Origin of the sequence: Ralstonia sp. UNC404CL21Col (assembly GCF_000620465.1) — a bacterium.
GTDB classification, from domain to species: domain Bacteria; phylum Pseudomonadota; class Gammaproteobacteria; order Burkholderiales; family Burkholderiaceae; genus Ralstonia; species Ralstonia flatus.
In genome coordinates, this window is the sequence record NZ_JIBE01000003.1 from 722803 (window position 1) to 743859 (window position 21057).

The window sequence follows — 21057 nt, forward strand, 5'->3', positions numbered from 1 at the left end:
TTGGGTCAGGAAAGAACCTGGTCGAGCAGGTGCCGCACACCTTCTCGCCAATCGGGTAGATGAATACCAAATGTCTCTCGCAGCTTGCGAGTGTCGAGGCGCGAATTGGACGGGCGCCGCGCCAACGAAGGACGTGCTGCGACGGGAATTGCGCTGACAGAAATAGGTTCCGCCCTCAAAACACACCCTCTCGATTTCGCATAGTGGAGCACCTCGACGGCATAGCTGTGCCATGTCGCTTCGCCCGATGCACAAAGGTGATAGAGGCCAAAGGGAAATTCAGTTCGATTGCCAAACAACCAATGGCGCGCAATGATCTGGGCTGTGACATCGGCAACAAGAGACGCGGTGGTTGGCGCGCCGTACTGATCCGCCACCACTTCCAAGAACTCACGCTCATGCGCCAGCGCCAGAATCGTCTTGGCAAAATTCTCCCCGTGTGCCCCAGCCATCCAGCTGGTACGCAATATCAGCGCAGCTGTGCCAGCCTCGGCAATAGCTCGCTCGCCGGCCAATTTACTACTTCCATAGACTGAAAGCGGGCGGGCCACGTCCGTCTCCACGTACGCAGACGGCTTACCGCCATCGAACACATAGTCAGTCGAATAGTGCACGAGGAGACCGCCGAGTGTCGCCACCTCTTCCGCCAGCACCTGCGGCGCCTTCGCATTCACAGCGAACACCATGTCAACTTCACTTTCAGCGCGGTCCACTGCCGTATACGCCGCTGCATTGACGATCACTGAGGGGCGATGTGTTCGCACCGTGCGTCGAATGGTTTCTGGATTCCGAAAATCGCATTCCCTACGATCTGGTGCGATGACGCGACCGAGCGGCGCCAGGCTGCGGCACAACTCAAACCCAAGTTGACCGCTGCAGCCGGTCACCAGAAAGGTTGGAGACTCTGCTCTGCTATACAGCATATTGGGTAGCCACCCAGTTCCGATACTCGCCGGACATCACGTCTTGCACCCAAGCTTGGTTTTCCAAGTACCACAGAACCGTCTTGCGAAGACCCGTCTCGAAGGTCTCTGCAGGTTTCCAACCAAGCTCGCGCTCCAGCTTGCGCGCATCAATCGCATAACGACGGTCGTGTCCCGGGCGGTCCTTCACAAACGTAATCTGGTCGCGGTACGAACCCGTGGCCTTCGGCTTCAGCTCATCGAGCAGATCACACAATGTGTAGACGACATCGAGGTTGGTCTTCTCATTCCAGCCACCGACGTTGTACGTTTCACCCAAACGTCCACGCGCGAGCACTTCGCGAATTGCCGCGCAGTGGTCCCCCACATAAAGCCAGTCCCGCACGTTCTGCCCATCACCGTAAACCGGGAGCTGCTTCCCGTTGAGCGCGTTCGCGATCATCAGCGGAATCAGCTTTTCCGGGAAATGATACGGACCGTAGTTATTCGAGCAATTGGTCGTCAGGACCGGCAAACCATACGTATGGTGATATGCGCGGACGAGATGGTCCGATGCGGCCTTAGATGCTGAGTACGGGCTATTCGGCGCATACGGCGTGGTTTCTGAGAACTGCGGATCGCTGGGGCCTAACGAGCCAAACACCTCATCGGTCGAAACGTGCAGGAATCGGAATGCCGCCTTGGCGTTAGCATCGAGCCCTTCCCAGTAGGCTCGCGCAGCTTCAAGCAGGGTGAACGTACCAACGATATTCGTCTGCACAAATTCGCCCGGGCCATGGATCGACCGATCGACATGGCTTTCTGCGGCAAAGTGCACCACGGCGCGGGGCCTGTATTTGGCAAACAAGCCGTCCAGTGCAGTGCGATCACAAATATCCGTCTGGGAAAAAATATGGCGCGGATCGCCCTCAACCGGCGCAAGTGTTTTGCGATTGCCGGCATAGGTCAGCTTGTCGACGTTCACAACGCCATCAGCGTCTGAGTCAGCCAACCAGTTGAGAACAAAGTTGCCGCCGATGAAACCGGCGCCGCCGGTAACGAGAATGTGAGACAAAACTTAATGCTCCTTGCTGCGGGCCCAGCCACGCGCCTTGCGATTCCGCGCAATCCCCCGCCGGAGGGCACGAAATATTACGTTCGATTAGAAGTGTCGTATTCTATCCGACCCCAAGGTATGCCCTGCCGCAGGATGTCACCTTTTTGTAGCGAGCTGTAACGCGATCAACATAGAAAAGTCGGGCGCCCTTTGCACGCGGCACGCTTCATATAACTTCCGTGTCCATTTCCCCCCACGCCATCGGCGACCTCCAAGGCTGCTGCTCCCCCCTCCAGTCGCTGCTGGCCGCCCTCCCCGCCAACGCCCCGCTGCGCTTCGTCGGCGACCTCATCAACCGCGGCCCCGAGTCGCTCGCCACGCTACGCCAAGTCATCGCACTGTGCGAGGCCGGCCGCGCACGCACCGTCCTGGGTAACCACGACATCCACCTGCTAGCGGTCGCTGCAGGCGTCCGAAAACCCGGCAAGCGCGACACGATCGCCGACATCCTCTCCGCGCCCGATAGCGACCAGCTCATCACATGGCTGCGTCAACAGCCACTGGCCATCTTCGAAAACGGCTTCCTGATGGTGCACGCCGGCGTCCTGCCGCAGTGGACGACGGGCGACGTACTGGAGCTGGCCGGTGCGGTCGAGCGTGAATTGCGCAGCCCACATTGGAAAACGTTCCTGGCGGACGCCTTCGGTAACCATCCGGACAAGTGGAGCAACGATCTCGTCGGTATGGACCGCCTGCGCCTGACCATCAACGCGCTGACACGCCTGCGCTTCTGCAAGCCCGACGGCACGATGGAGTTCGAAACGACGGATGCCGATGGTGCTCCGGATGGCCACATGCCCTGGTTCGACGTGCCGGGCCGCCGTACGCGTGGCACGCCGATCGTGTTCGGGCATTGGTCCACGCGCGGGCTGGTGATGCGCGACGACGTGATGGGCCTGGATACAGGCTGCGTGTGGGGCGGCAAGCTGACGGCGGCCAAGCTGTCGCTGGCGCCGGCCGGGCGCGACGTGGTGCAGGTGGAGTGCGAGCAGGCGCAAGACCCCCTCGCGCACAAGAAGAAGTAGCCTTGAGGCCTCAGCCCGCGCGGTTGATCAGCGCGGCCACGGCTTCCTGGCTATGGGCTGCCAAGGCCCGACGGTCCATCTCGGGGGCCAGGGCCGGCCCCACCAACACTTCCACCACCAACGGCGGCCCGTTCAGGATCGCATTGATCGTGTCCATCATCGACAGATCGCCGATGTACGCCGGAATGGTCGTCAATTCGCCCGTGGCGGCGACGCGATAGCGCAGCGCCAGTGGGCGGATCGGAGCGCCAGCGCTGACGGGCGCCTGGAACAGGTTGGCGTGGAACGGCAGCAGCTGCAACCCGTCCGACGTCGTCCCTTCAGGAAACACGCAAATGGCATCGCCAGAGCGCATCGCGTCTGCAATGACGTGCATGATGCGATGCGCGTCGCGTTTGCGGGCGCGCTCGACGAACAGCACGCCGGTCTGCGCGCACAGCCAGCCAATTACCGGCCAGCTGCGAATCTCCGATTTGGCGACGAAGCGCGGCGGATACCAACTGTTGATCGCGTAGATGTCGATCCACGATACGTGGTTGGACACCAGCATGGATCCCGCCAGTTCCTGGCCCGCGACATGCTCGCCATGCACCACGAGCGAAACGCGGAACAGCGCCAGCAACTTGCGCGACCAGCGTTGGATCAGCGCGTGCTTGGTCTGCGGCTTGATCCACCAGAACAGCAGCGCGCACGTGATCAGGCCTTCTGCCAGATGCACGAGCAACCGGAGCTTGCGCAGCACATGCTTGCGCTGTGGCGTGCGCATCTCGGTGGGCGCGCTTGTCACGCGCTGATCAATGCCCGTCATAGGCAAGATGCCCGGCAACCATCGTGGCACGTACGCGGCCGGCCAGCTCAAAGCCCAGATACGGCGAGTTCTTGCCCTGGCTGCGCAGGGTTCGCGGCTCGAGTTTCCACGTTGCATCCGGATCGAACACGCACACGTCGGCCATCGCACCCACCTCCAGCGAGCCCGCATGCAGACCCAGCACACGGGCGGGCTCGCTCGTGATGCGGGCCAGCGCCTTCGGCAGCTCGACCTTGTGCTCGGCTGCCCAGCGCAGCGTGAGCGGCAGCAGGGTCTCGAGGCCGGTTGCACCGGGCGTGGCTTCGGCAAACGGCAGCAGCTTCTCGTCGTCGTCCACGGGCGTGTGGTCCGAGCAGATTGCGTCGATGGTGCCGTCGGCGAGCGCGCGCACGATGCCGTCACGATCACGGCCGGAGCGCAGCGGCGGCACGAAGCGCATCTGCGAATTGAAGTAGCCGATGTCGACGTCAGTCAGCGAGATGTGATGGACGTTCACGTCGCACGTCACCGGCAGGCCTTCGGCCTTGGCGCGACGCACGAGGTCGATGCCGGCAGCAGACGACAGGCGGCAAAGATGCACGCGGGCACCCGTGCTGCGCATCAGCTCAAAAATGGTATGCAGGCGCACGGTCTCGGCCATCACCGGCACACCGGACAGGCCCAGGCGCGAAGCCAGCGGCCCGCTTGCTGCCACGCCGCCCTTGCCCAGATACGGATCCTCAGGGCGCAGCCAGACGGTAAAGCCGAAGGTCTGCGCGTACTGCATCGCACGCATCAGGACCTGCGTATCGATGATCGGCGAGTCGGCCTGCGAGAAGCCCACGCAGCCCGATTCGGTCAGCTCGGCCATCTCGGTCAGCACCGCGCCTTTGAGACCCACCGTCAGTGCGCCGAGCGGATACACATGCGCCTGGTTCAGGTTGCGCGCACGGAACTTCAGCATCTCAACCAGGCCGGGTTCGTCCAGCACCGGATCGGTGTCCGGCGGGCACACCAGCGAAGTCACGCCGCCGGCCATCGCCGCAGCCATTTCCGATTCGAGCGTGGCCTTGTATTCGAAGCCCGGCTCGCGCAGGCGGGCGGACAGGTCAATCAGGCCCGGACACACCACCAGGCCAGTCGCGTCGAGTGTCTTGTTGGCGTGGAAATCCGCCGGCGCATGGCCGACACCGACCACCTTGCTCGCCGCAATGTACAGATCCTGTTGGGCATCGATGCCGTTGGCCGGGTCGATCAGGCGACCGCCTTTGATATGCAGTTTCATTGCTTTTCTTAGTCGTTGTTGCCAGCCACAATGCCCATGACCGCCATGCGCACGGCGATGCCGAACGTCACCTGATTCAGGATCACCGATTGCACGCCGTCGGCCACGGCGGAATCGATTTCCACGCCGCGGTTCATCGGGCCGGGGTGCATGACGATGGCATCCGGCTTGGCCAGCGCCAGGCGCTCCTGCGTGAGGCCGTAGGCCTTGAAGTACTCCTGCGCGGACGGCAACAGCGCACCGCTCATGCGCTCGTTCTGCAGGCGCAGCATGATGACCACGTCCACGCCCTTGAGGCCCTCTTCCATGTTGTGGAAGACACGCACGCCCATGTGCTCCAGGCCGCCCGGCAGCAGCGTGCGCGGGCCGATGGCACGCACTTCGGCGCAGCCCAGCGTCGTCAACGCGTGAATGTCGGAACGCGCCACGCGCGAGTGCAGGATGTCACCGACGATGGCCACCGTCAGGTTGGAGAAATCCTTCTTGTAGTGGCGGATGGTGAACATGTCGAGCAGCCCCTGCGTGGGGTGCGCATGACGGCCATCGCCTGCATTGATCACGTGCACGTGCGGCGCGACGTGCTCGGCGATCAGGTACGGCGCCCCGGAACTGGCATGCCGCACGACAAACATGTCCGCCTGCATCGCCGACAGGTTGTTGATCGTGTCGAGTAGCGACTCGCCCTTGCTCGTGGACGACGCATTGATGTTCAGGTTGATCACGTCCGCTGACAGCCGCTTGGCCGCGATCTCGAACGTCGTGCGCGTGCGCGTGGAGTTCTCGAAGAACAGGTTGAACACGCTCTTGCCGCGCAGCAGCGGCACCTTCTTCACCTCGCGGTCGGAATCCGATACGGACACGAACTGCTGCGCGGTGTCCAGCACGTGCGTGAGGATGTCGCGCGACAGTCCCTCGATCGACAGCAGGTGCTTAAGCTCGCCGTTTTTCGTGAGCTGCGGGTTGGCAAAAGTCTTGGGCATGGAGAAACGAAAGGCGACGAGGTCAGTACAGGTCAGGTCAAAGCAGGTGCGGTGCGCGCTTGAAGTCAGGTGCCCTTGGGCTCGCGCGTGAAGGTGAAGCGCGCAGCAGCGCCCTCGCCGGCTTCGCTCAGCACGAGCGATTCATCGGCGGGCAGCGTGATGCGTTCTCCGATGTAATCCGGCGCAACAGGCAGTTGGCGTTCACCGCGGTCGACCAGCACGGCCAGCTCCACCGCCGCCGGGCGGCCGTAGTCGAACAGTTCATTGATGGCCGCGCGGATGGTGCGGCCGCTGGCCAGCACGTCGTCCACCAGCAGGATGCGGCGCTCGTTCACGTCGAACGGCAGCGTGGTGGGTTGCGCCTTGGCGTGCAGGCCTTTCTTGGCGTAGTCGTCGCGGTGCATCGCAACATTGACGACGCCGTATTCCGGCAGGCCAAGGTCATGCGCCAGCCGCCTGGCGATCCAGGCGCCGCCGCTGACAATGCCGGCCACCGACCAAGTGTGGCCGTCGGCCAGCCGCGTGCGCAGTTGTGCAACGAGGCTCTGGTACAGCGCCTCGGCATCGATCTGTTGCGATGTCATGCGTGTTCGTCGAAAAACTGTTGGAGGATGATGCGCGCGGCTTCTGCGTCGAGCACATCGTCGGAAGCACCGGCGTCCTGTGCGGCGATGGACGAATAGCGCTCGTCCACCCAGGTGACCGGCAGGCCATAGCGGCCATGCAATTGATTGCCGAAGCGCTTGGCGAGTTTGATCATCGGCTGCTCTTCGCCGTCGGGATGGACGGGCATGCCGACCACGAAGCCCACAGGCTGCCATTCGCCGACCAGCCGGCTGATCTGCGCGAAGCGGAAATCGACCGAGCGGTTCGGAATGGTTTCGAGCGCCCGGGCCGAGCGCGTGATGGAATTGCCGAGCGCCACGCCAATGCGCTTTTCGCCGTAATCGAATGCCAGCAAGGTGCCTTCTGCGGGCATGGAAGCGGAGGCCGGACGCGCCGGCTCAAGCATGCCCGGCCTCACCCGACAACATGGCGGGGTTAATGCCGAGCAGGTTCAGCGCCGCGGCAAACCGCGCTTCGGGAGGCACGTTGAAGATGATCTCGGGATCGGCCTGGACGGTCAGCCAGCCGTTGCGGCTGATTTCGTCTTCCAGTTGACCGGCGCTCCAGCCGGCATACCCGAGCGTCAGGATGAAGCGGTGTGGGCCGCCGCCTTGGGCAACGGCTTCCAGCACATCCTTGGAGGTGGTCATTTCCAGCCCGCCCGGCACCGCCAGTGACGACGAATACGCGCCTGTGGCGTCGTGCAGCACAAAGCCGCGCTCGGTCTGCACCGGACCGCCGTAGTACACAGATTGTTCTGCGAGGGGATGGATTTCGAGCTTGAGGTCGATCTTGTCGAACAGCGTCGCCAAGTCGATGTCGATAGGCCGGTTGATCACGAGCCCGAGCGCGCCGCGCTCGTTGTGCTCGCACATGTACACGACCGTGCCCGAAAACGTCGAATCCGCCATGCCGGGCATAGCGATCAGGAACTGATTCGTGAGATTGATGAGTGCGTCAGGCGAGGCCATAAGGGGGAGTTTACCAAAAGCCCCCGGCCGCTGCCCCTCTCATTTGGAGGAATCGGCTCTCGGCGCAAGCTTTTTTGGGCTTGCGCATTGTGCCGCTTCAGGCACTTGACCCACTGGCGTGGGGCGGCGTGGTGTTCAGCGCTTCCAGATCGGCGGCTTCCAGCCAGCGCCACTCGCCGGGCGCCAGATCGCCGAGCGACAAGCCTCCGATGGCGCTGCGATGCAATCCGGCCACGTGGTTGCCGGCGGCGGCCACCATGCGTTTCACCTGGTGGTATTTGCCCTGCGTGAGCGCCATGCGCAGGTGATGCGTGTCTACGCGCTCGGCCCAGGCGGCGGCAACGTTTTCATTTTCGTCGGCCAGCAGCACGCCGGCGCACAGCTGGGCGATCTGCGCATCGGTCACGGGCTCGGCGGTGGTGATTTCATACACCTTGGGCACTTGGTGGCGCGGGCTGGTGATGGTGTGGACGAACTGGCCGTCGTCGGTCAGCAGCAGCAACCCCGTGGTGTCCTGGTCGAGCCGCCCGACGCACTGCACGGCGCGCTCGCGCAGCGGCACCGGCAGCAGCGTGTACACGCTCGGATGATGTTTCGGCTTTTGCGAGCACTCGACGCCAGCCGGCTTGTTGAGCATCAGATAGGCGCGGGCGTGGTATGCCCAGCGCTCGCCGTCGACCTCGAGCACCAGGCCGGCGGTATCGACCAGCGCATCCGGGCTTTCCATCTCGACGCCGTTGATGAATACGAGACCCGCGAGTACGAGGTCCTTGCAATAGCGGCGCGTGCCGAAGCCCTGGGATTGCAGGATGCGATACAGCGGAAGACGAGAAGAATCAGCCATGACAACAACGTGAACAAGACAAAAAGGGGCGATTTTTGCGATACGCTCCGCCAGTCTAAAGAGCAACCGATTCCATCCGATGCCCTCCACCGCCCCAAACCGCCAGCCATACAACATCGGAGCGCACTTCCAGCGAGGTCTGGTGTGGTTCCGGCGCGATCTGCGGCACTTCGACCACGCGGCGCTGCATTATGCCCTGCGGCACTGCCGCGAGGTCTATTGCGTGTTCGTGTTCGACCGCGACATCCTCGACGCGCTGCTCGCGCGCGGGCTCAAGGCCGACCGCCGCATCGAGTTCATCCGCGCGTCCATCGAGGAACTGCGCAGCGCGTTGCGCGAGGCAGGCGGCGACCTCATCGTCGTGCATGACCACCCTCGCCAAGCCATTCCCGAGCTCGCCCGCAAGTTGAACATCGAAGCCGTCTTCGCCAACCATGACGAAGAACCTTCCGCGCAGGCCCGCGATGAAGCGGTGCGCAAAGTGCTCGCCCAGCAGCCGTGCGCCTGGTTCGACTTCAAGGATCAGGTGATCTTCGAGCGCGACGAAATCCTGAACGGGCAAGGCAAACCGTACGGCGTCTTCACGCCTTACAAGAATGCCTGGTTGGCCGCGCTGACGCCGTTTGACTTGCGTGCGTACCCCACGGAGCCCTACTTCGGCGCCCTGGCCAAGCCACCGCAGGCGCTCACGCAGCCTACGCCCGCGCTGGAAGCGATGGGCTTCGCACGCACCAACCTGTCGGAAATCGCCCTGCCCAGCGGCATGTCGGGCGGGCAAACCCTGCTCGACGAGTTTGAAGAGCGCATGGACGACTACCATGCGCGCCGCGACTTTCCCGCCGTGCGCGGGCCCAGCTATCTGTCAACGCATTTGCGCTTTGGCACCGTGTCGATCCGCACGCTGGCCGCGCGTGCCCACGCCGCCATGCTGCGCGGCAGCCGGGGCGCGGCGACGTGGCTGTCGGAGCTGGTCTGGCGGGATTTCTATTTCATGATCCTGCATCACCGCCCGGACCTGGCAGACGGCGCCGCCTTCCATCCGGAATTCGATCGCATCCGCTGGGTGGACGGCGACACTGGCGACGCGCGCTTTGAAGCATGGAAGGCCGCGCGTACCGGTTATCCACTCGTCGATGCGGCCATGCTGCAGATCTTCCAGAGCGGCTACATGCACAACCGCCTGCGCATGGTGGCGGCCAGTTTTCTCATCAAGGATCTTGGTATCGACTGGCGGCGCGGCGAGCAGTATTTTGCCGACGTGCTCAACGATTTCGACTTTTCCGCCAACAACGGCGGCTGGCAGTGGGCGGCGTCCAGCGGGTGCGACGCGCAACCGTGGTTCCGCATCTTCAACCCGGTCACGCAGTCGGAGAAGTTCGACCCGCAGGGCCGCTTCATCCGCAAGTACCTGCCGCAACTGGCGAAGCTGCCCGACAAGTACATCCATGCGCCATGGACCGCGCCCGCCAATGTACTGAAGGAAGCCGGCATCGTGCTGGGCGAGACGTATCCGCTGCCCATCGTCGATCACGCGACCGCGCGCGCAGCAACGCTCGACCGCTACGCCGTCACCAAGGCACATCGCACATCGGGCGCTGAGGCCGCGGCGCTCAGCAAGGCCAGCGCCGACGATTGAAGATCGCCACGCGCCAAAAACAACGGGCCGGTGTGTTACCGGCCCGTTGTTGTTTCTGCGAGGCGCCTCGTCAGCCGGCGTTGGCCGCCGGCGCACGCTCGCCGATGAGGTTGCGCAGATGCTGCAGCAGTTCCTCTTCGTTGTACGGCTTACCGAGGTAGACGTTCACGCCGATCTCCGCTGCGTAACGGCGGTGTTTGTCCGCCGTACGCGAGGTGATCATGATGATCGGCGTGGCGCCGATGCGTTCGTCCGCACGTACGTTGCGCGTGAGGTCGAAGCCGTCCATGTGCGGCATCTCGATGTCGACGAGCATTGCGTCAGGCGTGATCTCCTGCAACTGACGCAGCGCATCCACACCGTCGCGTGCGAGCACGGCCTGGTAGCCGGAGCGCGTGAGCAGACGCTGCGTGACCTTGCGCACCGTCAGCGAATCGTCGACCACCATGACGATCGGCTGTGTGGCGAGGCCCGGCACGGCGTCGGTGCTGCCGTCGCGCTGCAGCTCGGCCACGGCGCCCGTGGCTTCCGGGTCTGACAGGCTGCGCGCAACCGCTTCGCGCTCGAAGCGCTGCGTGAGCACCACGGGGTTGTAGATGAGCACGATTTCGCCGTCGCCCAGCGTCGTTGCACCGGCAATGCCTTCCAGACGCGCGAGGTGCGGGCCAATGTGCTTGACCACCACTTCGCGGTTGCCGATCACTTCGTCGACGTGCACGGCGGCACGGTCAGCACCGTTGCGCACCACCACAGCCGGCGAGTACTTGCGTCCGCCCGTGACAGACGTTGCTTCTTCAAGCAGCGCGCCAAAGTAGTGGAACGGCACCGGCCCGGTCGGCAATTGCAGCGCAGCCGCGTTGTACGCCTCGGCCAGCGCCTGCGGGCGCAGTTGCTGCACGTGGTCGATCATGCCCGACGGAATCGCGTACACACGCTCGCTCACACGCACCAGCAGCACCTGCGTAATCGCAGTCGTCAGCGGCAGGTGGATGGTGAAGCGCGTGCCGACTTCCGGCGTGGTCTGCAGCGAGATCCGGCCGCCCAGGGCGACGGTTTCCGCACGCACCACGTCCATGCCCACGCCGCGGCCGGCCAGTTCCGACACCTGATCGGCAGTGGAGAAACCCGGCGTGAAGATCATCTCGGTGAGGCGCGCGTCGCTGGCTTCTTCGTCGGCGGCCAGCAGTTGACGCTCCAATGCTCGGGCGCGGATGCGGTCGAGATTCAGCCCGGCACCGTCGTCGACGAAGTGCAGCACGACTTCGTTACCCTCTTGCTGCACTTCCAGCGTGAGTTCACCGGCGGGGGCCTTGCCCTTGGCGCGGCGCTCGTCGGCGGATTCAATGCCGTGCGCCACCGCGTTGCGGATCATGTGCTCGAGCGGACCGCCCATGCGGTCCAGCACGCTGCGATCCAGTTCCACCGTACCGCCCTTGATGAACAGCCGGACTTCCTTGCCGGTTTCCGCTGCGGCCTGGCGCGCCACGCGATACAGACGGTCGGCCACGGTATCGAACTGCACCATGCGCGCGCGCATCAGGCTGCGCTGCAGACCGCGCGTGAGGCGCGCCTGCGTTTCCAGATCGAGCGATGCCTGATCGAAACCGCGGAACAAGTTCTGCTGCACCGTCGCCACGTCGTTGACGGACTCGGCCATCATTCGCGTGAGTTCCTGCAAGCGCGTGAAGCGGTCGAACTCCAGGGGGTCGAACGCTTCGGAGTGTGCTGCCGCATCGGCAATGCGCGACTCCATCTGCGTTTCGGCCTGGATTTCGATCTCGCGCACCTGCGAGCGCAAACGCGCCACGTTGTCGTTCAGTTCCGACAGATAGGTCTTCAGCGCATCGACTTCCGACTCAAGGCGCGCACGCGCCGCACCGACTTCACCCGCATCGTTGATGAGCGAATCGAGCGCACGCGCCTGCACCCGCACCATCGCCCGCTGGCGTTCGGCCACTTCCAGCGCCTCGGCTTCGGGGCTGCGCGTACCGGTCAGATCCACGCTCGTCGACACTGCAACCGCCGGCAGCATCGACGCGGAGGACGATGCCTGCGCATCGGCGGTTTGCTGCACATCGGCGGCATCGGCAAGGCCGGCGTCGAGCGGCAGCAGGTTGCCCGCGCCCAGCGCATCGACGTGCGCCTGAATGCGGTCGAACCAGACGTAGAGCTTGCGGAACAGCGCGTCGTCCACGCGGTTCTGGCGCAAGCCGCCTTCAATGGCGCTCTCCATTTCGTGCGCGGCCTGGCCCAGCGTCATGGCGCCCGCCATGCGCGCACTGCCCTTGACGGTGTGCAGATTGCGCAGCAGCAGGCCAGCGGCATTGCGGTCCTGCGGCGCGGCTTCCCACGCACGCAGATGCTGGCCCAACTCGGGCAGCGCAACGTGCGCTTCCTCCAGGAAAATCTCGAGCAGCGCCGGGTCGAGCGCGTCGGTCGGCGCCTGGCGGACCAGTTCGCCCACAGCGGGCTCGGCCACCGGCGACTCGTGCGCGGGCACGAACGTCGACGTCACCTGTGCCGGTTCAAAGTCGGGCTCGCCAGCCAGGCCCGCGGTTTCGTTCTCGGCTTGTTCGGCTTCGGTAAAGGCGGCAGGCGCCGGCTCCAGCGGCAGGCGCGGACGCACGAGCAGCCGCTCGCACAGTTCGTCCAGGCTGCGGCGCAGCGGCTCGTCGGTCTCCGGCCAGAGGCTGGCGGCAAATTGATGCAGCATGCCGCGCATGCGCTCGACGGCTTGATCGAGCAGGCGGAAGTCGCCCGGATGCATCGCCACCGGACGGCTGTTCAGGTTCAGCAGCACCTGCTCCAGCGCGGCAGCCAACTGGCGCACGGGTTCCAGTTCAACTACGGCGGAGCTGCCTTGCAGCGTGTGCGCGGCGCGCAGGGCCAGCTCGCTCGGCGGCGTGCGGCCTTCGTGGCGCCACTCCGAGAAATCCACGCCCAGGCGGCGGATCAGATCATCGGCTTCCTGCAGGTAGACGTTGTACAGCGCCACGCTGATGCGGACCGGACCAATCTCCTTCACGCCATCGTCGTGCGGTGCTTCTTCGGGCTCGCCGGTCTGCGCGAACGGGAACGGGATCACCTTGGCGTCGGCATCGGCATCGGCAGCCACCGGTTCAGCGGCCGCTTCCTGAATCGTCTCTTCGACGTGTTCCGCAACCGGCTCGGCGGCCTCATGCTCGACCAGCGGTGCGGTCGCCTCGGGCATCGGCGCCTCGACTTCAGGCAGCGCAGGTTCGTCATCCCACGTGAGCGCGACCGCGTCCTCGGCTTCGGTTTCGGTTTCAGCAACGGGGGCATCCGGCGCGGCCAGTTCCAACGATGGTTCAGCGACTGCGTCGTGCGATGCGGTGTCAGCCACCGGCGCTTCCACCGGTTGCGGCTCCGCGTATTCAGCAGCCGGAGCGACTTCGGCCGGCTCAGACGCTTCGGACGCCGGCACGGCCTCCAGCCACACGAACGGACCGCCGTGGCGCACGCGCTCTGCGGCGGCGACCAGCGGTTCGATGGCGTGATCGGCTTGCGGCGACTGGGCAATGGCAGCAGCCCACGTCGACAGTTCCGACTCGGCGCGCGTCAGCAGCGCGGCAAGGTCGTGCGTCGGCACGCGGCTCTCCGCCAGCCAGACATTCATCACCTGCTCGATGGCCCAGGCGGCTTCGCCATAGCGTGTGAGGCCGACCATGCGGCCCGAGCCCTTGAGCGTGTGGAACGCACGGCGCAGCTGCGTGAGCAGGTCCAGGTCCGAGCCGGCAGCCAGGCCGCCCGTACCCATGTCGGCAGCGGCCTGCAGGCCCTGCAGGTCGGCGCGCACGCCGGCCAGCACTTCTTCGGCTTCGGACAGGAAGATGTCGAGCAGCTCGGCATCAATGGATTGGGTATCCCGCGCGGCAGCGGGCGCAGGCGCGGCGGCCGCAGGCACGGCAGCCGGTGCCGCCAATGCGGCCTGCATGCGCTCAAGCGCGCCGGCGCTGCCAACCTGCCATGCGTCGAACTGGGCCAGCGCCTCTTCCAGGCGACGGCGGCGAGCCGGATCATCGTCGATGGCGGCGGCGTCGCGCGCTTCCTGCAGCGCCGTACGCAACTCCGCGGCGAGCGGGTCGGTCGGGTCGACCGGTTGTTTGGCCAGCAGCCGATCCAGCAACGATTGCAGCGGCGATGCGGCATCGGCATTGGCGATGTCTGCACCGGCCTGCGCTTCGGACTGCGGCTCGCGGCGGGCCAGCATGCCGGCTTCCGTATCGAAGGCGAACTCGCGCCACGCGGTTTCGCGCTCTGTCGGCGTCAGCTGGCCTTCGATGACGATCTCATCGACCTGCCCGCCCGTCAGCTCGGTGCTGGCTGACAGGGCGTCGAGCAGGGCCTGCAGGCCGCTGACATTGGCGGCCAGCGCAGCGAGGTAGCGTTCGCGATCGGCGGTCGCGCCCTCGCCCGCGGCTTGCAGCGCGTCGATGGTCGATTGCGCCGCTTCGGTGGCGTGGACCGCCTCATAGGCGTCGAGCGCAGCAAAGGCACTCTGCATCTCGCCGAACAGGCGGGCGGCTTCCTGCAGCCCGCCGCTTTCTGCACCTTCGCGCTCGAAGGCGTCGAGGTGCGTTTCGGCAGAGGCCAGCAGCGTTTGCAGCGCACGAACCTGATCGGCACGCGAGCGGCGTTCAGCAGCCTGCTCGGCCAGCAGCGTGAGCCATGCCGGCGCCGGCACGGCGTGACCGTCTTGCGTGGCGCGGGCGTGTTCGGCCAGCTCGCTGCAGCGGGCGGCAAACCACGCGCTGCGCAAGTCGCCGGATTCGCCATGCAGCGCCCAGGGGCGCGCGAGCATGCGCGAGAGAAATTGCAGCGTGGGCGCAACGTCCTGCCCGGCAGCTTCGGTCAGGCGGTTCGACAGGTCGGACAAAGCCGGCTGGCCCAACGCATCGGCATGCAGCGCCAGCGTCTGGAGTGCAGCGTCGAGCTCGTCGGCAGCAGGCGCGGGTTGTTGGCTCAGCGTTTCGAGCGAGCGGCCGACGCGTTGCAGCGTGTCGCTGGCGTCGGTCGGCAGCAATGCGTAGTACTGGCGTGTGTGCAGTGCGCCGGCAGGCGCGTGCGTGGGCGGAATCGCAAAGGCCTGCACGCAGGCCACGATGTCCGGGCCCAGCGTGTCGTCGCCCACGGGCACAGCCGGTGCGTTGCTGTACGCCATGCCGGCCAGCAAATACAGCGCGTCGGTCAGCAGGCCTTGCGGTAGGTGGACGTTGTTGTGCGAATACTGGCGCAGCAGCAGGTTGACGCGTGCGGCCAGGCGCTTGGCCGTCATGTCGGCCGGTACCAGGCCAGCACGGAGGGCACCAAAGGTCAGGGCCAGCACGAGCCACAGATCGCGCTGCAGATCGTCCCCGGCGCGGCGCGGTTCACGCTCCAGCGCGCGGATGCCATGCAGCAAATCTTCCAGCGGCGCGTAGGCCGCTGCGGCGGCAGCCGGATCCACCACCGCACCGTCGGCGTTGGAGGCCGGCGCACGCAGCGCAGTCAGCAATGCGAGTTCGAACTTGCGACGCAGGCGTGCCAGCCCCGGCAGATCGCGCGAGGGCAGCAGCAGCGCCGGCAGGTGGCGCAGCTCATCGGCCCACAGGTCGGCCGGGTGAATGCGTTCTTCGCCCAGGCGGGCGAGCACGGCTTGATACGGCTGGAACAGGCGCAGCGGCTCTTCGGCCATGCCGGCCATCAGGTCGGAGACGTATTCCTGCAGCGCCTGCACGGCGCGCGAGAACACGTCCAGCGTCTGGGCGTCGGCGGCGACGCTGCCGGTATCCACCGCCTCGAGCAGGCGCTTGGCGGCCTGGCAATACACGTCGACACCACGCAGGCCGACGATCAGCAGCGCGCCGGCGGCCTGGTGCAGATACTGGCCGGCCAGGCGCAGCGACGTCGTATCGCGCGCACCGATGACTTCCGGATCGGCGATCACATCGGCCGCATATTCGCCGAACTCGCGCACGGCATCGTCCAACGCGGCGCGCATGTTGGGCGCCACCCACGCCAGCGCGGAAAGATCACGCGCGGGCACGGCAGGCTTCGGGACGGACTTCTGACGCCCGGCTGGGGCTCCCACCGCCTCGACAGAGGCGGATTCGGGCTGGGCGGAAGATTGATGACGCATGTGTGCTTCCAAAAAGCAGGTGGCGGTTGCCGCGATTGCCCCGGGGTGGCCCCTTCGGCGTTCCCGCCCGAAATCCAGAGGTGACGAGATCAGGCGATGCGGAACCGCGCCACCGAGTCACGCAGTTCTTCGGCAAGCTGCGTGAGCTGGCGCACCGACTGCGCGGTCTGGCGCGTACCGGTCGACGTCTGTTCCGTGATGTGCAGGATCTGTTCGATGTTCTGCGCAACGTCCGAAGCCAGCGTCGCTTCGTGCGACGTCGTCTGCGAAATGCTCTCGATCAGTTCGGCAAGCTGGCGTGACACACGACCGATCTCCACCAGTGCGGCACCGGCGTTATCGGACAGCTTCGCCCCTTCCACCACACCCGCCGTGCTGCGCTCCATGGCGTGCACCGCGTCTTGCGTGTCGGTCTGAATCGTGCGGATCAGCGCGCCGATCTGCTTGGCTGCCTCGGCGGAACGTTCTGCCAGGCGCTGCACTTCTTCTGCCACCACCGAGAAGCCGCGGCCGGCTTCACCAGCGGATGCCGCCTGGATGGCAGCGTTCAGTGCCAGCACGTTGGTCTGCTCGGTAATGTCCGAGATCAGCTCCACGATTTCACCGATCTCCTGCGACGATTCACCCAGGCGCTTGATCCGCTTCGAGGTTTCCTGAATCTGGTCACGGATGTCGTTCATGCCCGTGATGGCGTTCTGCACGGCCTGCTGACCTTGCTCTGCAGCGGCCAGCGAGGCGCGTGCAACGTTGGCCGATTCGGCTGCGCCGCGCGAGACCTGCGTAATGCGGTCCGCCATCTCCACCACCGACTGACCGGTCTGGCGAATCTGGCGCGACTGTTCTTCCGATGCGGCCACGAGGCTTTCCGACGTGGTCTGCACCGCCGACGATGCCTGCGTCACCTGCTCGGCCGTCTGCTGCACCCGGCCGACCAGCTCGCGCAGTTCTTCCACGGTGTAGTTCACCGAGTCGGCGATGGCGCCGGTAATGTCTTCCGACACGGTGGCCTGCTTGGTCAAGTCACCGTCTGCAATGTCCTGCAGCTCGTTCATCAGACGCAGAATTGCAGCCTGGGTGGAATCGTTGTTGCGCTTTTCCACCATCCGGCGCTCTTCAGCTTCGCGCTGACGGGCTTCTGCTTCCATCGTACGCACGCGCGAATCGCGCAGGTACAGGGCGGCCAGGCCGGCCAGGCAGACCACGGTCAGGATGGCCGACAGCACCACCGCACCGAGCGTCACCGGACGACTGCGCACGCTGCCGGCATAGGCGGACTGCAGGTCCGACAGGTCGGCACGCAGCTTTTCGTTGTCGTTGAAGATCTGCTGCTGGGCGCGCTTGGCGGCGATCAGGCCCGGCAGGTTTTCCAGAATGATCTGCGTGGTCTTCTGCACGTTGTCGAAGCGGGTCGACAGCTCTTGCAGGTAGCCCTTCGTCTCGGCATCGGTGGCAGCCGACAGGCGCAGCGCTTCCGAGCCGTTGAGCAGGCCGTTCAGGGTTTCGCGGAAGGTGTTGGTGTCCTTACCGAGCAGGAACGCCGTTTCCGGGTTCACGCCTTCGCCGGCCAGGAACTCGTTCATGTTCTTACCCAGACGCTGCGTCAACATCACCAGCTGCGACGAGGCGGCCACTTCACGGGCCGGCGCGTTGGTCTGCAGCTTCATCGACGAGATCTGCTCGGCTTCTTCCAGCAGTTCGGGGTTCGACGCGTTGAACACGTTCAGCGTCTTACCCACCGCCACCAGCGTCTTTTCCTGCGCCAGAATGGCCTGCGCGCTCTTGTCGCTGCGCTTCCACTCTTCGATCGACTTGTCGAGCAGCGCTTCGGCTTCGCCGCCCGAGGCGCGCACGCCGCGCTCGGAATTGCCGTTCTTCAGCGCATCGAGGTTTTCCTGCAGACGCGCGCGGCTTTCCTTGAGCTGCGCGAATGCGTTGGTGTTACCCAGCAGCGCCACCGGCACCGCCTTGGCCAGACGCTGCGAGTGCATCAGCGTGTCACCGGCAATTTCAATCTGCACCGAACCGTTGTTGGCCTGGCGGTTATCCAGGTACACCGAGATCAGCAGGGCCAGCAGACCAACCACCAGGCCGATCGTGAACACGCGCTGCTGCGCGGCAAACGGCACGCGCTCCATCCAGCCGACCACGGCATCCATGGGCGAGCGGCCCAGCTGCGTGGGCGGGCCAGCGGGATTGTCGTCATCCGCATGGGGCGCATTGTCCAACTGCGCCAACTGCACGGAAGCCGCTGATGCGCCCTCCGCTGCAACCTCCGGCGCCCCTGCCTGACCGGCACGGCGACCTGCGTTGAACCACTTGAACCCCATAGGACCCTCTTTTCTTGTCGATGCTGCCGTCCCGTTCTGTCGAGATCAGCCGCATGGATTTCCCGTCCGCGTCCGCGCCTTGTTCCACCTGGCGTGGTACGCACCTTCGGCGGTGCCTGTGAATACACTTGGCCACCTGGCGCGCCCTGTTGCACGCGCCGCGCACCGCCTCTTGCCCCTGCACACCCCGCTCCCGTTGCGGCGTGCCCAATCGTTCTTGCTGGCTCTAAGGCTCTACGGCCTGATTGCCCAATCGCTTTACGTGCGGCTGCGGCCAACCTGCAGAAACGCCGGATCGGCCAGCAACTGCCGCACATCCAGTTCGCGCCATTGCGTGCCCTGGGCGTCGCGCCAGGCGCGGCCCAACCACGGACGCCCTTCTTCCACCGTGGCTTCCGCGGGCTGCAGATCGCTCAGGCTGCGCAGGCCGGCCACGCGCGGCACGACAATCGCGCACGCACGCTGCGGGTCTTTGGACAGCACCACGATCTTGGCGCCGCTGCCACTGCCCGTCGGCGCTTCACCGCAGAACAGGCCGAAATCGATCACGCCGAGCAGGTTGCCGCGCGCATTCACGAGACCGAGGTACCACGGCTGCGTGAGCGGCACGCGTGCGGGCGGCTGGTAGTCCAGCACCTCGCCGGTTTCGGTCAGCGACAGCAGCCAGTGGTGCTCGCCGATCTGCACGCCCAGAAAGCCTTCCGTCGACGACTTGGCGCGCGCCTCCTGCAGGCGGCGGGCCAGCATCGCCTGGTATTCGTGCAGGCGCTGGCGGGAGGTCAGGTTGGTGCGCTGTTCGTTCACGTCTGGCTCATGTCCGGTGCTGGTTCTTTGCTGCGCGCGGTCTTGATGTCGCGCTTTTAAACGAACTGCCGCAGGATCACTGCGCCAGCTTGGCGATCTTCTCGAGCAGCTCTTCGGCCTTGACCGGCTTGACGATGTAGTCCGATGCGCCCTGGCGCATGCCCCACACGCGGTCGGTCTCCAGGCCCTTGGTCGTGCACATGATCACGGGGATGCCCTGGAAGCGCTCGTCCTTCTTGATGGCGCGGGTCGCCTGGTAGCCGTTCTGGCCCGGCATCACCACATCCATCAGGATCAGGTCGAAGGTTTCGGCTTCGAGCTTGGTCATGGCCTGCTCGCTATCGGCCGCGACCGTCACCTTGAAACCGTTCTTGCCGAGAATCTCCGACAGATGCAGCGCTTCGGTCGGAGAATCATCGACCACCAACACTTTCTTGATTGCCATACAAACAGTCCTTCATTAAGAGAGATGCCGTCACTGCGCGGCAGCTTGCGCCACCGGCAAATGCGTCTGGACCGCCTCCAGCAGCGCTTCCTTCGAGAACGGCTTGGCGAGATGGTCCACCGCCCCGACCGACTTGCCGCGCGCGCGGTCGAAAATTCCGTCGCGCGAAGACAGCATGATCACAGGCGTGGCATGAAACTTTGGGCTTTTCTTGATCAGCGAGCAGGTCTGGTAGCCGTCGAGATTCGGCATCAGGATGTCGCAGAACACGAGATCGGGCTTCAGGTCACCCACCTTGGCCAGTGCGTCGAAGCCGTCTTCGGCCAGCACGACCTGGCACCCGGCCTGGGTGAGGAAAATCTGCGCGGTACGGCGGATGGTGCTGGAATCGTCGATTACCAGCACTTTGCAGCCTGTCAGGGAATGCGCCAGCGGAGAGTTCGCCAGCGGTTGAGAGTCAGCCAGTTGTTCCACCCGCGCGGATTGCATCATGTTCTCGCAGTGCGCGACCACGGGTCGCCACGACATTCTGACCGGATGGATCGCGGCAAATCGCCGCGCAGCGTGCCCTCCAAACGGAAAGGGCCCACGCTGGCGACGACTTCAAAACTACGCCCCCCGGCCCGCTTATGAAGTGTGAAGCTCAGAATTTGACGAAGTGTGACAAGTCACCTATTCGCCGTCAATGGCGCCGGCCGTCCGCCGAGCGCTTGTGGCATGGAAGCGACGAGCCGATTCATCGAACCGTCACTTCCTGATACTTGGCTGTCAGCAAGAGGGCAAACACTCACTTGCTGACGGGAGACAGGTCAGATCCGGATCAGATCTGCACCATTTCGAAATCTTCCTTGCGCGCGCCGCATTCCGGGCACGTCCAGTTGATGGGCACGTCTTCCCACTTCGTGCCGGGCGCAATGCCGTCGTCCGGGGCGCCTTGTTCTTCGTCGTAGATCCAGCCGCAAATCAGGCACATCCACGTCTTGTATTCAATCTGTTGTTCCATAGGGCAAAGCTTCGGTGGGTTCCGTCTATTAAAATGGCAGGCCAGATGGTACCGAATCACGCCCGGCTACGCCAGAACAGGCGCCGGGCAGACACGGTGTTTGACTGCATCCAACCCGGATCTGCGGCAAACCACCGCATAATCGCCTCGAACCGCCTTTAAACCGTACCGCAGCGCCGCTCTGCT

Annotated in this window: 17 protein-coding genes; 2 read left to right on the forward strand and 15 right to left on the reverse strand. The window is 64.9% G+C overall.

The genetic code is table 11. The annotated features are described in order from the left end of the window. Nucleotides 1–5: 5 nt before the first annotated feature. Together rfbD and rfbB are read right to left on the reverse strand one after the other, a co-directional pair. On the reverse strand, nucleotides 6–923 hold the full coding sequence (gene rfbD, locus N511_RS0103465; RefSeq protein WP_027678017.1) for a dTDP-4-dehydrorhamnose reductase: 918 nt from the start codon (nucleotides 921–923) through the stop codon (nucleotides 6–8). Continuing rightward, nucleotides 913–1977, reverse strand: a complete 1065-nt coding sequence (rfbB, locus tag N511_RS0103470; RefSeq protein ID WP_027678018.1) for a dTDP-glucose 4,6-dehydratase — start codon at nucleotides 1975–1977, stop codon at nucleotides 913–915. Before rfbB ends, rfbD begins: the two co-directional genes overlap by 11 nt. 212 nt (nucleotides 1978–2189) lie before the next feature. On the opposite strand from rfbB, the gene N511_RS0103475 reads away from it, so the two are divergent. Continuing rightward, complete coding sequence (locus tag N511_RS0103475) at nucleotides 2190–3044, forward strand: symmetrical bis(5'-nucleosyl)-tetraphosphatase (RefSeq protein ID WP_027678019.1); 855 nt, start codon at nucleotides 2190–2192, stop codon at nucleotides 3042–3044. Between the two features lie 10 nt (nucleotides 3045–3054). On the opposite strand, the gene N511_RS0103480 is transcribed toward N511_RS0103475, so the two are convergent. The 7 genes from N511_RS0103480 to N511_RS0103510 all read right to left on the reverse strand — a co-directional run bounded on the left by N511_RS0103480 (nucleotide 3055) and on the right by N511_RS0103510 (nucleotide 8517). Then, nucleotides 3055–3852, reverse strand: coding sequence for a lysophospholipid acyltransferase family protein (locus N511_RS0103480; protein ID WP_027678020.1), 798 nt, complete (start codon nucleotides 3850–3852; stop codon nucleotides 3055–3057). Next, complete coding sequence (locus N511_RS0103485) at nucleotides 3839–5116, reverse strand: dihydroorotase (RefSeq protein ID WP_027678021.1); 1278 nt, start codon at nucleotides 5114–5116, stop codon at nucleotides 3839–3841. Before N511_RS0103485 ends, N511_RS0103480 begins: the two co-directional genes overlap by 14 nt. Before the next feature lie 8 nt (nucleotides 5117–5124). Beyond that, the gene (locus N511_RS0103490; protein ID WP_027678022.1) at nucleotides 5125–6096 is read right to left on the reverse strand and encodes an aspartate carbamoyltransferase catalytic subunit; all 972 of its coding nucleotides are present in this window, start codon (nucleotides 6094–6096) and stop codon (nucleotides 5125–5127) included. 65 nt (nucleotides 6097–6161) lie between these two features. Next, entirely contained in the window at nucleotides 6162–6680 is a 519-nt protein-coding gene (pyrR, locus tag N511_RS0103495; RefSeq protein ID WP_027678023.1) for a bifunctional pyr operon transcriptional regulator/uracil phosphoribosyltransferase PyrR, read from the reverse strand. Continuing rightward, nucleotides 6677–7108, reverse strand: a complete 432-nt coding sequence (ruvX, locus tag N511_RS0103500; RefSeq protein ID WP_027678024.1) for a Holliday junction resolvase RuvX — start codon at nucleotides 7106–7108, stop codon at nucleotides 6677–6679. The genes pyrR and ruvX overlap by 4 nt, the downstream gene beginning before the upstream one ends. Further along, nucleotides 7101–7673 (reverse strand): YqgE/AlgH family protein, encoded by a 573-nt coding sequence (locus tag N511_RS0103505; protein ID WP_009238898.1) that lies wholly within the window; start codon nucleotides 7671–7673, stop codon nucleotides 7101–7103. Before N511_RS0103505 ends, ruvX begins: the two co-directional genes overlap by 8 nt. A gap of 97 nt (nucleotides 7674–7770) precedes the next feature. Further along, nucleotides 7771–8517 carry a pseudouridine synthase gene (locus N511_RS0103510; protein WP_027678025.1) on the reverse strand — a complete coding sequence of 249 codons (747 nt, stop codon included), beginning with the start codon at nucleotides 8515–8517 and terminating at the stop codon, nucleotides 7771–7773. Nucleotides 8518–8596: 79 nt separating this feature from the next. Here N511_RS0103510 and N511_RS0103515 point away from each other — a divergent pair, with 79 nt between their 5' ends. Beyond that, entirely contained in the window at nucleotides 8597–10153 is a 1557-nt protein-coding gene (locus N511_RS0103515) for a cryptochrome/photolyase family protein (RefSeq protein ID WP_027678026.1), read from the forward strand. 70 nt (nucleotides 10154–10223) lie between these two features. Here the strand turns inward: N511_RS0103515 and N511_RS0103520 are convergent, their stop codons facing one another. From N511_RS0103520 to N511_RS0103545, 6 genes are all read right to left on the reverse strand, one after another. Further along, a complete protein-coding gene (locus N511_RS0103520; protein ID WP_027678027.1) occupies nucleotides 10224–16292 on the reverse strand; it encodes a hybrid sensor histidine kinase/response regulator in 6069 nt (2022 codons plus the stop codon). Between the two features lie 89 nt (nucleotides 16293–16381). Next, the gene (locus N511_RS0103525) at nucleotides 16382–18619 is read right to left on the reverse strand and encodes a methyl-accepting chemotaxis protein (protein ID WP_027678028.1); all 2238 of its coding nucleotides are present in this window, start codon (nucleotides 18617–18619) and stop codon (nucleotides 16382–16384) included. Between the two features lie 258 nt (nucleotides 18620–18877). Further along, complete coding sequence (locus N511_RS0103530) at nucleotides 18878–19423, reverse strand: chemotaxis protein CheW (RefSeq protein ID WP_027678029.1); 546 nt, start codon at nucleotides 19421–19423, stop codon at nucleotides 18878–18880. Nucleotides 19424–19499: 76 nt separating this feature from the next. Beyond that, nucleotides 19500–19868 carry a response regulator gene (locus N511_RS0103535; protein ID WP_004629647.1) on the reverse strand — a complete coding sequence of 123 codons (369 nt, stop codon included), beginning with the start codon at nucleotides 19866–19868 and terminating at the stop codon, nucleotides 19500–19502. A 30-nt stretch (nucleotides 19869–19898) separates the two neighbouring features. Then, complete coding sequence (locus N511_RS0103540; RefSeq protein ID WP_009238904.1) at nucleotides 19899–20396, reverse strand: response regulator; 498 nt, start codon at nucleotides 20394–20396, stop codon at nucleotides 19899–19901. A 292-nt stretch (nucleotides 20397–20688) separates the two neighbouring features. Further along, nucleotides 20689–20871 (reverse strand): rubredoxin, encoded by a 183-nt coding sequence (locus N511_RS0103545; protein ID WP_003261842.1) that lies wholly within the window; start codon nucleotides 20869–20871, stop codon nucleotides 20689–20691. Nucleotides 20872–21057 lie beyond the last annotated feature (186 nt).